We start from the raw sequence: 13,416 nt of genomic DNA, 5'->3' as shown, positions 1-13,416 counted from the left end.
AAAGTGCATGTCCGGCAGGCAGGTGGCCCCGATGTCATCTGCCTGCTTTTTTCTGTTTGCTTTCCTGACGAGAAGAATTCATGAACCGACCCGTGACCGCATTGGGCATCTTTTCCGGCGGCCTCGACAGCATTCTGGCGGCCCTGCTGCTGCGCCAGCAGGGCATTGCGGTGGAATGCCTGTGTTTTGTCACGCCTTTCTTCGGTGCCGAGCGCGCCGAGGAAGCGGCCCGGCGCTACGACCTGTCCCTGACCGTGCGCGATATCAGCGCGGTACATCTGCAGATGCTGAAGAATCCTCACTACGGTTACGGCCGCAACCTCAATCCCTGCATCGACTGCCATGCGCTGATGTTCCGCCTGGCCGATGAGCTGCGGCAGGAGCGGGGCTGGAATTTTCTTTTTTCCGGCGAGGTGCTGGGCCAGCGGCCCAAAAGTCAGCTCCGGCCGGCACTGCAGGCGGTGGACAAGGCCAGTGGCTGTGGCAGCCGCATTTTGCGGCCCCTGAGTGCCCTGCTGTTACCGGAAACGGCGATGGAGCGCGACGGCTTGGTCGACCGGACGCAACTGCAGGGAATTTCCGGTCGCAGCCGCAAGCTACAGGAACAGCTGGCGGCCGAACTGGGCGTGACCGACTATCCCAGTTCCGGTGGTGGCTGTTTGCTGACGGAACCCTCCTTCACCGTACGCTTGCGTGATCTGTTCGATCACGAACCCGATTGCACGCCGGCCGATATCGCGCTGCTCAAGCAGGGCCGGGCCTTTCGTCTGTCGCCCCAGGCGCGGCTGGCGCTGGGGCGTCAGCGGGGCGATAACGAACGGTTGCGGGCGCTGGCCCTGCAGCGCCATGTTCAGTTGCGCTGTGCCGAATGTTCCGGTCCACTGGGGGTGCTGGTGGCAGCGGCGGCGCCGCTGGCGCCGCAGGATGTGCAGCTGGCGGCGGCGCTGGTGGCCAGCTATGGCAAGGATCAGGCGAAGGCGCAGGTGGCGGTGCGGCTGGAGTGGCCGGATGGCCGGGTCGAGGTGTTGCAGGTGGCGCCGCTGGCGCGAGAGCGGGCCCAGCAGTTGCAATTGTGATGCTTTTGCAACAGCATCAGCATGGCTGGCGGTGGTTCAATCGAAGTGGGCGTCGAACTGCAGCCGAACCTGTTTGTCGTCGCTCAGCAGGGAGAAGCCGCTGCGCTGTTTGAGAGTAGCGAGGGCAGCCTGGTGCTGATCGCGGTTGAATTTGTGGGCGCTGTTCATGGCGTTGTAGATGTTGCCGCCGTACCAGCCGGCCTCGAAGAACAGCAGAATGCCGCCAAGAATGCTGTTGCCGGTATCGATGGCCTGCAGGCCACCGAGCAGAAAGGCGGCATTGAGAGCCAGCGCCAGGCCGGCTTCGCGGTAGCGGCCGTTGTAGAGCTGGCCGGCACCGGGCAGCACGGCCGACAGGCTGCCGGCCAGTGCCGGTGACTTGCGTGGCTGCTGCTGCAGCGCCAGCAGGTCGGCTTCCTTAAGGCCGAAGATGGCCGGGTTGCTGTGCCACAGCGCCAGAGCCTGGGGATACTGCTCGCCATGCAGCAGATTCCACAGGCTCAGTCGCTGCTGATGCTGGCGCAGAAAGGTGCTGGCGCTGTCCATCAGAGGCTGTTGCAGTAGCTGGTGGCTTTGCTGGTAGTGTTTCTGGCGGAAGGGAATTTCGGCCAGCAGTAACTGGGCGGCAGCCGCTTGCGGGCTTGCGGGGTGGCGGCTGATGAGAGCGTCGAGGGCCTGACGCCCTTCAGCGCTGCGGCCGGCCAGCAGGCTGGCGCGGGCCAGGTTGAGATGGGCCTGGGCGGCCCAGGAGGAATCGGGCTGCAGATAGAGGTAGCGTTTGTATTCGCTGACCGCGCGGTAATAGTCGCCTTCGGCGAACAGGGCGTCGGCAAAGCCGAGTTGCCGGGCCGCGGTTTCGGCCCGCAGCGGGGCCGCCAGCAGGATAAGGGACAGGGCCGCCAGCAGAATCAGCAGTCGCGGGGCGACGGACGGGCCGGCAGGAAAGAGACGCTGGAGGGTCATATTTCTCCCCTTTTCTTCACGAATGGACCCTTAAAGAAAAAGCCAAGCAAACTAGCACAGGGCCGGGGACGATTTCCAGTCCTTTTGTTGACTTTTTGGTGTTTTTTTTGTATCCTGTCGTTTCCGTTTGCAAGGTCCGGCCGTCCGGCCGGTGTTTCGTCGAGGCGATCGGAAGGGAACGGACGTTTCCTGGGGTCGGCCAAGGGTTCTGTGCGGTGCGGCTGCCGGCGACGTCGGGTGCCTTCTGGTTGTTTCACCAACCCGTTGCCGCAGTGAGGAGTATCATGAGTTTCAACGTCGGGGACAAGGCCGTTTATCCGGCTCAGGGAGTGGGCGTGATCGAGGCCATCGAAACCAAGGAGTTTTCGGGCCAGAAGCACGATTTTTATGTGCTGCGCATCTGTGACAGCAACATGACCATCATGGTGCCGACCAAGAACGCGGCCCATGTCGGCATGCGCTCGCTGGTGGACAAGACCCGCGTGCCCCAGCTCTATGCCCTGCTGTGCGATACCGATGGCCAGGTCGGCGGTCTGTCGTCCTGGAGCCGGCGGCAACGGGAATATGCCGAAAAAATCAAGACCGGCGATTTGTTTGAGGTTGCACAAGTGATGCGGGAATTGTATATGATTGGCGCCGGCAAGGAGCTGTCCTACGGGGAAAAGAAGGTGCTGGAGCTGGCCCGCCGGCTGGTGGTGAAAGAGGTCGCCTTCGCCGAGGGGGTGGCTGAGGATCAGGTGAACCGCAAGCTGGAGAACGCCTGGCGCCACTAGCGTCGCGCGGCCTGCCCGCCACCATCAATGAACGACAACAGAATGACCGGGTGCTGCTCGGTCATTTTCTTTATCCGGGCCGTTCTGGTGTCAGATCGGCCATACCGCAGGGAGAGCCGATGGCACAGCAGAAACGGGTGCTGGTGTTGGTGCCGGCGGCCGGTCTGGGCCGGCGCATGGGCGGTCAGGTACGCAAGCCCTACCTGCAACTGCAAGGGCTGCCGGTGCTGGTTCGCACCCTGCGGCTGTTTCAGTGCCATCCGCTGGTCGACGAGATTCTGGTGCTGGTGGCGGCCGACCAGGTGGCGCACTGTCGCCGTGATATCGTCGAGGCTTATGGCCTGACCAAGGTACGGACGGTGCTGGCCGGCGGCGCCGAGCGACAGGAATCGGTTCATCTCGGGCTGGAGGCGCTGACGGCGGCGGATGAGGACATCGTGGTGATTCACGATGGCGTGCGGCCGCTGTTTGCAGCCGAGCAGCTGGAGACCCTGCTGGCGGTGGCGCGGCGTGACGGTGCCTGTTTGCTGGGGGTGCCGGTGACCGATACCATCAAGGAGGTGGCCGACGGTCGCAGTGTCGCCACGCCGCCGCGGGCGCGCTTGTGGGCGGCACAGACGCCGCAGCTGTTCCGCTATGGCCGGATTCTTGCCGCGCACCGCCAGGCGGCGCAGCGGGGCTATCAGGCGACCGACGATGCCGCCTTGCTGGAATGGCTGGGGCAACCGGTCACTTTGGTGGCGGGCGCGGCGGGTAATCTCAAGCTGACCCGGCCGGAGGATCTGGCGCTGGCCGACTTTCTGCTGCGCAGCGCTGATCACAGCGCACAGGCGGCCGGTGAGGAGGAAATCGAGGTGACGCCTTTCCGTATCGGGCAGGGCTATGACGTCCACCGGCTGGTGCCGGGGCGGCCGCTGGTGCTGGGCGGCCTGACCATTCCGCACGAGGTTGGTCTGCTGGGCCATTCCGACGCCGACGTGCTGTTGCACGCCCTGTGCGACGCCCTGCTCGGCGCCATCGGCGCTGGTGATCTCGGCCGCCATTTTCCCGATACTGATCCGGCCTACAAGGGGATTGCCAGCAGTGAACTGTTGCGGCAGGTGCTGCAGCTGGTGGCCCGGCGCGGTTATCGTGTGGGCAACATCGATGCCACCATCGTGGCCCAGCGGCCGCGGCTGGCCGGCTACATTCCGCAGATGGTGGCCCAGTTGGCCGCCTGCTGCGCTATTATGCCTGAACAGGTCAACATCAAGGCAACCACCACTGAAACCCTCGGTTTCGAGGGCCGGCAGGAAGGCATTTCCGCCCAGGCCGTGGTGTTGCTGATTTCTCACAACGGAACGCCATCATCATGACAGAAACCATCCTCAGCGAAACCCCGCCCCGTGATTTCATCCGTCAGATCATCGCCTCGGATCTGGCCGCCGGCAGGAATGATGGCCGGCTGGCGACGCGTTTCCCGCCGGAACCCAACGGCTATCTGCACATTGGCCACGCCAAGTCCATCTGCCTCAATTTCGGCGTGGCGCAGGAATTCGGCGGAGAGTGCCACCTGCGTTTCGACGACACCAACCCGGTGAAGGAGGAACAGGAGTTCATCGATGCCATCCGTGCCGATGTACGCTGGCTCGGATTTGACTGGGGTGTGCATGAATACTACGCCTCGGATTATTTTGAGCAGCTATACGCCTGGGCCGAGCAGCTCATCGGTGCCGGATTGGCCTATGTTGATGATCAAAGCGCCGAAGAGATCCGCCAGCGGCGCGGCACCCTGACCACGCCGGGGCAGGACAGCCCCTGGCGCGATCGCAGTCCGGCGGAGAATCTCGAGCTGTTCCGCCGCATGCGGGCCGGCGAATTCGCCACGGGGGAAAAGGTGCTGCGCGCCAAGATCGACATGGCCGCGCCCAATATCAATCTGCGCGATCCGGTCATGTACCGCATCCTGCATGCCCATCATCCGCGTACCGGCACCGCCTGGTGCCTCTACCCGATGTACGATTTCGCCCATGGCCAGAGCGACGCCATTGAACGCATCACCCACTCCATCTGCACCCTGGAGTTTGCCGATCACCGGCCGCTGTACGACTGGTTTATCGCCCAGCTGAACCTTTTTCCGGCGCGGCAGTACGAATTCGCCCGCCTGAATCTGGGCTATACGGTGATGAGCAAACGCAAGCTGCAGGAGTTGGTGGCGGAAAAGGTGGTTTCCGGCTGGGATGATCCGCGCATGCCGACCCTGGTGGGCATGCGCCGGCGCGGCTATCCGGCCCGCGCCATCCGCACCTTCTGCGAACGTATCGGCGTTGGCAAAAGCGATAACTGGATCGATTACAGTGTGCTGGAAGATTGCGTGCGCGAGGAGTTGAACGAGATCGCGCCGCGTGCCCTCTGCGTGCTCAATCCGCTTAAGGTGGTGATCACCAACTATCCGGCGGATCACAGCGAGATTATCGAGGTGCCCAACCATCCGCAGCAACCGGAGCTGGGCCGCCGCCAGCTGCGTTTTGGTCGCGAACTCTACATTGAACGTGATGACTTCATGGAGGATCCGCCGAAGAAGTTTTTCCGCCTTGGTCCCGGCCGCGAGGTGCGGCTGCGCTATGGCCATGTGATCCGCTGTGACGAGGTGGTCCGCGACGCCGCCGGCGCGGTGGTCGAATTGCGCTGCAGTTACGACCCGGCTCCCGGCGAGCGCAAGATCAAGGGGATCATCCACTGGGTCAACGCCGTCGATGCCGTGCCGGTGCAGGTGCGGCTGTACGACCGGCTGTTCGCGGTGGAGAATCCCGGCCGCGGCGGCAGCGATTACCGCGCCGATCTCAATCCCGCTTCCATCGCCCGGATCGAGAGCGCCCTGGCCGAACCGGCCCTGGCCAGCGCGGCCGTGGGGCAGGCCTGGCAGTTCGAGCGGCTCGGCTATTTTTGTGCCGATCCGCAACCTGCGGCTGATGGCCGCATCGTTTTCAACCGCACCGTGACGCTGCGCGATTCCTGGGCCAAACAGGCCGAGTGACCGCACCAACCCGTCCAGACAAGGAAAGCCCGCCATGAGCCTGCGCGTTTACAACACCCTCAGTGGCCAGAAGGAACCATTTGAACCCCTGCAGCCGGGCAAGGTCGGCATGTATGTCTGCGGCGTGACCGTTTACGACTACTGCCACATCGGCCACGCCCGCGCCAATATCGTGTTCGATATCGTCTATCGCTACCTGCGTTATGCCGGCTACGACGTGACCTATGTGCGCAACTACACCGATGTCGATGACAAGATCATCCAGCGAGCCAACGAGCGCGGCATCAGTTGCCAGCAGCTGTCCGAGGAGTTCATCCGTGCCTTTGATGAAGACATGGCGGCCCTGGGGTTGCTCAGGCCGACGGTGGAGCCCAAGGCCACCGAGCATATTGGTGAGATCATTGCGCTGGTAGAGCAGTTGATTGCCGCCGGCAAGGCCTACGCCAGCGACGGTGATGTCTATTTCGCCGTCGACAGCCTGGCCGACTACCTCAAGCTGAGCAAGCGCAATCTGGAGGAGATGCAGGCCGGCGCCCGCATCGCGCCAGGTGAGAAGAAGCGTCATCCGATGGATTTCGCCCTGTGGAAGGCGGCCAAGCCGGGCGAACCGTTCTGGCCGTCGCCCTGGGGTGACGGCCGGCCGGGCTGGCACATCGAGTGCTCCGCCATGAGCATGAAATATCTGGGTGCGTCCTTTGATATCCATGGCGGCGGCAAGGATCTGGTGTTCCCCCATCATGAAAACGAAATTGCCCAGAGCGAGGGCGCCACGGGTCAGCCGTTCGTCAAGTACTGGCTGCACAACGGTTTTGTCAACGTCAACCAGGAGAAGATGAGCAAGTCGCTGGGCAACTTCTTCACCATTCGCGATATCCTCAAGCAGTACGATGCCGAGATCGTGCGCTTCTTCATCCTGTCGGCCCATTATCGTTCGCCCATCGATTTTTGTGACCAGAATCTGCGCGATGCCCGCGCCGGTCTGACCCGTTTTTACGAGGCGCTGCAGGCTGCCGGCGAGGCACTGGCCGATCTGCCGGCCGGGCCGGCGGCGGCCAGTGAGAGCGAGGCGCTGCGGGCACGTTTTTGCGAAGCGCTGGACGACGACTTCAATACTGCCCTGGCCATCGGCCATCTGTTCGACGCGGCGCGCGGCCTCAACCGGCTGCTGGCCGAGAAGAAGTGGCGCAAGCAGGCCGACAAGGTGGCGCAGGTACGCGCCCTGCACGAGGGCTTGCGGCGGCTGGGGGAGGTGCTGGGTCTGTTCGCCAGTGATCCGGCTGACTGGCTCGACCGGCAGCGCCATGCGGCCCTGGCCGGCCTGGGCCTCAGCGCCGGGGACATCGCCAGCCAGATCGCGGCCCGTCTGCAGGCGCGCCAGGACAAGGACTTTGCCCGGGCCGACGCCATCCGCGATGAACTGGAGGCGCGCGGCATTCTGCTGCTCGATGGCCCGGCCGGCACCGACTGGAAGATCCGGCTGTAACAGGCTGTTGATAAACAGCCTGTAGAGCCCATGGACGGGCGACCAAAATCAATCCTTGCTCCGCAATGGATTGATTTTGTGAGCAAGACGGAAATCGCATTTTCGGCTTGCGTCGTTGAAAAAGTCCCGGATGGAATTTTTTCAACATCCTGTTGACGTCGCTCATTCATTCGAACCCTTTTTCAGGCCCGCCCGGTTCTTTCGTGACCGGGCGGGTTTTTTCGGTCTGGGCCCCCGACGGGTCGTGAGAATCCTATAAGCCTGTTTTCTGGTCATTTTTGGCCTTGACCTGTGGGGTTGCGGCGTTATGCTGGCACAGCGTGGCGCCGATGCTGTACCGGCAGTGCCGATCCGGCTGGCTGGTTGCGGCGCCTGCCGCCTGAGGAGCCAGAATGATGCATTCAGAGGCATGGCATATCGAGCAGATCGCGGCGGTACCGGAGGTTTTGCTGCGGGTGCTGCGGCTGGCGCAGGACGCCGAGGTCGAGTTTGACGCCCTGGCCGCGCTGATCGAGCAGGAACCGGCCCTGACCGCCCGGGTGCTGCGCCTGGCCACCAGCGCTTGCTTTCGCCCGTGGTCCGCGGTTACCCAGTTGCGCCGCCTGCTGGTGGTGCTGGGCCAGGAACGCATCCGCCAGCTGGCCGTGACCAGCGCCGTCCAGCAGGTTTTCAGCCAGATCCCTCCCGAGCATGAAGCCCTGACCGACCGGTTGTGGTTTCGTTCCCTGCTGTGTGCCCAGCTGAGCCGTCAGCTGGCGCAACTGACCGCCTACCCCCATCCCGAAGAGGCCTATCTGGCCGGGTTGCTTCATGCCTTGGGCCAGCTGGTGCTGCTGCAGTCCTTTCCCCAGCGTTGCCCGGTGCTGGCGGTCGACGCGGCGGCTCTGACGCAACTGCAGGACATCGCCCGTGACTGCTTCGGCTGCCCGGCGGCCGAGGTCGCGGCCCGCTTGCTGGTTCGTTGGGGCCTGTCGCCGTTGCTGGCCGATGCGGTGCGCTATCAGAATCAGCCCGCGCGGGAACTGCGCGAGGCGGCGCCGCTGGTGCAGCTGGTGAATCTGGCCCTGCGGCTGGTCGACGCCGCCCAGACGGCGCAGGCGGTTGATGACCCGCTGCTGGGTCTCAATGCCGGTCTGCTGCAGGAACTGATTCAGCAGGCCAGTGCCGACGTGGCCGCTCTGGCGCAGGATCTGGGGCTGTCGCCAGCGGTAGCGTTTGAACGGCCGGCGCGGCGGGCGCTGGCCGACCAGGTGCGCGGCCTGGCCCTGCTGGGCGGTTGCCGCCCGGTCGCTGATCCCGGCGCGGACCAGACGGCGCTGCTTGAGCGGATGCGCCAGGATCTGGCGCTGGTTTTCAACCTCGACGCGCTGGAGTTTCTGCTCTGTCGGGACGGTGGTCAGCTGGTGGGGCAGTCCTCGCCGCGGCGGCCGCGCTGGAACGAAATTGTTCTGCACTGGCCGGATTCGGCCAGTCGGGTGGCCGAGGCCCTGCGCAGTGGCCAGGTTCAGCTGACGGATGAGCACGACACTATGGCGCCGTTGCCGGACCGGCAGATGGCAGGACTGCTGGGGCAGGAGGGGCTGCTGGTGCTGCCGCTGGTCACAGGCGGCATGCCGCTGGCGGCGGTGGTTGCTGGTGTTGGCGCGGCGCAGGGTCGCCGGCTGGCGGCTCAGATGCCCCTGTTGCAACTGTTTGCCGATCAGCTGGCCCTGGTCCTGGCCCGCCAGCGCCAGTGGCAGCAGGAAACGGCCGAGCGCCTGCAGGGTGAGCGGGACCACTACCAGCTGCAGGTGCGTAAACTGCTGCACGAGGTCAACAATCCCCTGACAGTCATTGGCAACTACCTGCACGTGCTGCAACAGAAGCTCGATGATCCGGCCCGGACGGAGGAGCTGGTGTTGCTGCAGGACGAACTGGTGCGGGTGGGTGATCTGCTGGCCCGCCTGCGTCAGCCGTTGGAACCGCTGGAAGCCACCGGCGAGCCGGCGCAGCTGGGTCTTAACGCTTTGCTGCGTGATCTCGGTCGCTTGTTCGCGGTCAGCCTGCTGGCCGGTCGCGGATTGCACCTCGAACTCGATCTGGACGAAGGCATCCCGCCATTGGCGCTCAGTGGCGCGGCCCTGCGCCAGCTGGTGCTCAATCTGGTCCGCAATGCCGCCGAGGCCCTGCCGGCCGGCGGCCAGCTGCGGCTGGTGACGCGCGACAGGGTCTACAAAAACGGTACGCAGCTGGTCGAACTGCGGATCGAGGACGACGGGCCGGGGCTGCCGGAAGCCGTGCTGCAACGGCTGTTCCAGCCGGTGACCAGCAGCAAGGCTGGTCATGCCGGTCTGGGGCTGGTCATTGTCCGCAATCTGGTCGAACAACTTGGCGGCGAAATCAGCTGTACCTCGCGCGTTGCTGCCGGTACCAGCTTCCAGATACTGCTGCCGCGCCGGCTACTGGCGCAGGAGAGCGCCGATGCCGGGGCCTGAGCCGCGCCCACGCATTCTGCTGGCCGACGATGATGCGCGACTCTGTGCCAGTGTGCGGGCGGTCCTGGAGCTGGCCGGGTACACCGTTGACACCGTCGCCGATGGTCGGCAGGCGCTGATCGCTTTGCGCCGGCAATCCTTCGATCTGCTGTTGCTTGATATCAACATGCCGGTGCTCACCGGCCAGCAGCTGCTTGATCAGCTGGCGGGTGAGGCGATCGACACCAGCGTCATCGTGCTCAGCGGTGAGTCCACCTTTGATCAGGCGACCCGGGCCTTTCGCAAAGGCGTCGTTGATTTTCTGGCCAAACCCTGTCCGCCGCCGCGACTGCTGGACAGCGTTGCCGCCGCCCTGCAGCGCCGCCTGCAGCGACAGGAATCTCTGTGTCTGCAGCGTCGGCTGCAGCGCTCCGAGGAATTGCACCGTTTTCTGATCAACTCTGTGCCGGATCTGTTCTTTCTGCTGGATGATCGGGGTATCTTCCTGTTTGTTGGTGACCGGGCCGAGGGTCTGCTGGGCTGGCCGGCGGAGGCCTTGCTGGGGCGGCATTTCAGTAGCCTGGTCTATGCCCGGGACCGCAAGAAGGCGCGGCACGCCTTTGAGCAGGTGCGTCATGGTGGTCTGCGCTCGGCCCGGCGGCTGGAACTGCGGTTGAACATGCGCGCGAGCGCCGATGTCTGCCATGTCGAGGTGCAGGCCGGAGTGACGCTGCTGCCACCAGAGGCGGCCACGGCGGAGGACGCTGGCAGCGGGATCGGCGCCACCAGCGTGATCTATGGCGTGGCGCGGGATATTGGCGAACGCAAGCAGTCGCAGGCGCTGCAGCGTCATCACCGCTATCATGATCTGCTGACCCAGCTGCCCAATGGTCTGCTGCTTGATGACCGGCTGGAAATGGCTTTAAGCCAGGTGCGGCGCGGCGGTGGCCGTCTCGCTTTGATGTCGCTCGATCTGGACCGTTTCAAAAAGGTTAACGACAATCTGGGTCGCCTGGCGGGCGACACCCTGTTGCAGGCTGTCGCCCTGCGGCTGAAAAAGAGTTTGCGGGAAGGGGATACCCTGGCGCGGATCGGCGGTGACGAATTTCTGTTGTTGCTGCCGGGGCTTGTTCTGGCCGACGAGGCCGTCCAGATCGCGGAAAAGGTGCTGGCGCTGGCGCAGCAGCCGCTGCACTACCAGCAGCAGGCGGTGCGGCTCACCTTCAGTATCGGTATCGCCCTCTACCCCGATCATGGCCAGACCAAGCAGGCCTTACTGCGTCATGCCGATCTGGCCCTGGAGCGCTGCAAGGCGCGCGGTCGCAACAGCTTTTGTTTTTACAGCGCCGAACTGCAGCGCGCGGGGGCGGCGACCCTGTCACTGGAGAACGATCTGGCCCAGGCGGTGGCACGCGACCAGCTGCGGCTGCATTATCAGCCCCAGATAGCCATGGAGACAGGCCAACTGGTCGGTCTCGAAGCCCTGCTGCGCTGGCAGCATCCGCGGCTGGGATTGCTGGCGCCGGCGTCGTTCATTGTCCTGGCCGAGGAAGCGCACCTGATGGCTGACCTGGGCGACTGGGTGCTGGAACAAGCCTGCCGCGATGCGGCGGTTCTGCGCCAGCGGGATCTGGAACATGTGAAGATCGCCATCAATGTGTCGCCGCAACAGTTTCAGCAGGCAGGCTTCGCCCGGCGAATGTTGGCGCGGATCGCGGCCGCCGGTCTTTCGCCGCGGCAGTTCGAGGTGGAGATAGTCGAAACCAGCCTCATGCGGGACATGAAGACCACCCAGAACTTGCTGGCGACCCTGGCCGATGCCGGGGTTGCCATTGCCGTCGACGATTTCGGCACGGGTTATTCCTCCCTCGGCTATCTGCAGAGTCTGCCGCTGCATACCCTCAAGCTCGACCGTTGTTTTGTCCGTCCCATCAGCCAGAGCGGCAGCATCAGCCCCATCGTTCGGGCCGTGCTGGCCATGGCGCGCGGTCTGGAACTGGACTGCGTTGCCGAAGGGGTCGAAAGTCCGATCCAGCACCAGGCCCTGCGCGAGGCTGGCTGTCGCATCGGCCAGGGCTATCATTATTCCCGTCCGCTGACCTTCGATGTTTTGCTGGCCGGCCTGCGACTCCAGGCTGGCGGCGCTGTTCTCACGCCAACATCATCGCACCCTCATCCAAACTGAACACCGGCGATACAGTCTGACCAGGGTTGCCGCCGAGTCTGTTAACAGCGCGGCGCCAGGAGGCTGTGTCCATGTCGCGCGACTGTACCCTGCATCTGAAGTCTTTGGAATCGGCCCAGGGGGGAGATCTGCCCCTGCCGGCCGTGCGGCGGGCGCTGGCGCCATTGCTGGCCGCTGGGGCCTTGCCCTTTGGCGCTAGCGATACCACCGCCGGCAGTGAAACCGAGTTGCAGGTGGCCGTGGCCGGCAGCCGGCAGCAGGTTGATCTGCCGCTCACCATTGAGCAGTCGCGTTATTTCGCCAACCTGGTCAAACGGGCCGCCAGCGGCGACGCGCCCGAACGCCAGATCGAGCGCTTGCGCGCCTTCCTCGACGAAGGGCAGACGCAGGTGTGGGAAAACAGCTGGGTGCGCTTTGGTCGTCAGCGGCTCAGTGCCGCCGCCCGCCAGGTGTTGCAGCAGGATCTGCTGGCGGATAAGCGCCGGCCCGATTCGCCCCTGCGGCGCGATCACCAGCGCTTCAGCTACACCACGGCCAGCGGCGAGGCCGGTGTGCGGCTGCCGGTGAGTTATCTGGTCAAGCTGGCCCTGGCCGACGTCGCCGGTGTGCAGCCGCAGCTGCCGGCCACCCTAAGGCAGACGGTGGCGCAGTTGCAGCAGTATTTTCTCAATGACAACACCTCGCCGGAAACCCTGTCGTTCTATGTGGTGCCGTTGACGGCGGCCACAGGACAGGGCCAGGCGCTGGCGCGCGAGACGGCGCGCCGCTTCGTGCTGACCCAGCTGCTGGTTCTTTACGCCAATGACCGTTTCGGCCTGACCGAACAGGGTCAGCAGGCCCTGATCTACAATGCGCCCCACCCACCCCAACGGCAGAAGCAGCTCAATGAGCTGATCCCCGACAGTTTTTACCGGGAACTGTTCATGAGTCCCTGCCTGTCGGGCTGGGACTGCGGCGAAGACAAGCACGCCTACATGCACCTGTGCCACCAGGTTCTCAGTCGCAGTCAACTCAATGGCGTGGCCAAGCTGCGTGAGGCCGGCATTATCACCCGCAATCTGGTGGTTCTGCCCAATCTGTCGAATACCAGCCTGGCCAATAATGGGGTGCATGTGTAGCGGAACCGGTTCCCTGGACACAAGTTTAGCTTACGCCGCCTGACGGATTTCATCGGGTGATCTGAAGCCGTTTTTCTCAACACGCCATTCGCTGTTGTAAAGCTCCACGAAGGTCATCACGGCTTCGCGAACGTCGGTGATGTTACGGAAAACCCGGCCATAGATGGCCTGCTCTTTCAAGGTGCGGTTGAACCGTTCGGCAACTCCATTGGTCTGGGGTTCGGCAACAAAGGCAAAGCTGGGAGTGATCCCCCAGAACTTGATCTGGTTCTGAAAATGGTCTGAGAGGTACTGGGTGCCGTGATCCATGCGCAGGGATAGCCCTCGGGCAATTCCTTTCTCAACGCTG

At 64.0% G+C, this 13,416-nt stretch carries 10 protein-coding genes; 8 read left to right on the top strand and 2 right to left on the bottom strand.

Translation table 11 applies throughout. The features are described from left to right. Positions 1-80 precede the first annotated feature (80 nt). Positions 81-1,076, top strand: a complete 996-nt coding sequence (locus BLR80_RS10860) for a thiamine biosynthesis protein (protein ID WP_092079955.1) — start codon at positions 81-83, stop codon at positions 1,074-1,076. A 36-nt stretch (positions 1,077-1,112) separates the two neighbouring features. Here BLR80_RS10860 and BLR80_RS10855 read toward each other — a convergent pair whose 3' ends face one another. Then, complete coding sequence (locus BLR80_RS10855; RefSeq protein WP_092079952.1) at positions 1,113-2,039, bottom strand: tetratricopeptide repeat protein; 927 nt, start codon at positions 2,037-2,039, stop codon at positions 1,113-1,115. Between the two features lie 284 nt (positions 2,040-2,323). On the opposite strand from BLR80_RS10855, the gene BLR80_RS10850 reads away from it, so the two are divergent. The 7 genes from BLR80_RS10850 to BLR80_RS10820 all read left to right on the top strand — a co-directional run bounded on the left by BLR80_RS10850 (position 2,324) and on the right by BLR80_RS10820 (position 13,067). After that, entirely contained in the window at positions 2,324-2,812 is a 489-nt protein-coding gene (locus BLR80_RS10850) for a CarD family transcriptional regulator (protein WP_092079949.1), read from the top strand. Positions 2,813-2,931: 119 nt separating this feature from the next. After that, positions 2,932-4,167 carry a 2-C-methyl-D-erythritol 4-phosphate cytidylyltransferase gene (gene ispD / locus BLR80_RS13340; protein ID WP_092079946.1) on the top strand — a complete coding sequence of 412 codons (1,236 nt, stop codon included), beginning with the start codon at positions 2,932-2,934 and terminating at the stop codon, positions 4,165-4,167. Then, positions 4,164-5,828: a glutamine--tRNA ligase/YqeY domain fusion protein gene (locus BLR80_RS10840; RefSeq protein ID WP_092079943.1), complete on the top strand. Its 1,665-nt coding sequence runs from the start codon at positions 4,164-4,166 to the stop codon at positions 5,826-5,828. Before ispD ends, BLR80_RS10840 begins: the two co-directional genes overlap by 4 nt. A gap of 34 nt (positions 5,829-5,862) precedes the next feature. After that, positions 5,863-7,311 (top strand): cysteine--tRNA ligase, encoded by a 1,449-nt coding sequence (cysS, locus tag BLR80_RS10835; protein ID WP_092079940.1) that lies wholly within the window; start codon positions 5,863-5,865, stop codon positions 7,309-7,311. 392 nt (positions 7,312-7,703) lie between these two features. Then, positions 7,704-9,785 carry an HDOD domain-containing protein gene (locus BLR80_RS10830; RefSeq protein WP_092079937.1) on the top strand — a complete coding sequence of 694 codons (2,082 nt, stop codon included), beginning with the start codon at positions 7,704-7,706 and terminating at the stop codon, positions 9,783-9,785. Continuing rightward, positions 9,772-11,949 (top strand): putative bifunctional diguanylate cyclase/phosphodiesterase, encoded by a 2,178-nt coding sequence (locus BLR80_RS10825; protein ID WP_171906426.1) that lies wholly within the window; start codon positions 9,772-9,774, stop codon positions 11,947-11,949. The genes BLR80_RS10830 and BLR80_RS10825 overlap by 14 nt, the downstream gene beginning before the upstream one ends. A 71-nt stretch (positions 11,950-12,020) precedes the next feature. Continuing rightward, positions 12,021-13,067, top strand: coding sequence for a hypothetical protein (locus BLR80_RS10820; protein ID WP_092079931.1), 1,047 nt, complete (start codon positions 12,021-12,023; stop codon positions 13,065-13,067). 30 nt (positions 13,068-13,097) lie between these two features. On the opposite strand, the gene BLR80_RS10815 is transcribed toward BLR80_RS10820, so the two are convergent. Beyond that, a partial coding sequence (locus BLR80_RS10815) for an integrase core domain-containing protein (RefSeq protein WP_143012145.1) occupies positions 13,098-13,416 on the bottom strand: 319 nt, incomplete at its 5' end.

Origin of the sequence: Desulfuromonas thiophila, assembly GCF_900101955.1 — a bacterium.
Taxonomy (GTDB): Bacteria; Desulfobacterota; Desulfuromonadia; order Desulfuromonadales; family Desulfuromonadaceae; genus Pseudodesulfuromonas; species Pseudodesulfuromonas thiophila.
This window is presented reverse-complemented; position numbering and strand designations above follow the sequence as displayed.

Coding starts and splice junctions, on each gene's coding strand:
- BLR80_RS10860 (WP_092079955.1), top strand. CDS start 81: ATGAACCGACCCGTGACCGCATTGGGCATCTTTTCCGGCGGCCTCGAC.
- BLR80_RS10855 (WP_092079952.1), bottom strand. CDS start 2,039: ATGACCCTCCAGCGTCTCTTTCCTGCCGGCCCGTCCGTCGCCCCGCGA.
- BLR80_RS10850 (WP_092079949.1), top strand. CDS start 2,324: ATGAGTTTCAACGTCGGGGACAAGGCCGTTTATCCGGCTCAGGGAGTG.
- ispD (WP_092079946.1), top strand. CDS start 2,932: ATGGCACAGCAGAAACGGGTGCTGGTGTTGGTGCCGGCGGCCGGTCTG.
- BLR80_RS10840 (WP_092079943.1), top strand. CDS start 4,164: ATGACAGAAACCATCCTCAGCGAAACCCCGCCCCGTGATTTCATCCGT.
- cysS (WP_092079940.1), top strand. CDS start 5,863: ATGAGCCTGCGCGTTTACAACACCCTCAGTGGCCAGAAGGAACCATTT.
- BLR80_RS10830 (WP_092079937.1), top strand. CDS start 7,704: ATGATGCATTCAGAGGCATGGCATATCGAGCAGATCGCGGCGGTACCG.
- BLR80_RS10825 (WP_171906426.1), top strand. CDS start 9,772: ATGCCGGGGCCTGAGCCGCGCCCACGCATTCTGCTGGCCGACGATGAT.
- BLR80_RS10820 (WP_092079931.1), top strand. CDS start 12,021: ATGTCGCGCGACTGTACCCTGCATCTGAAGTCTTTGGAATCGGCCCAG.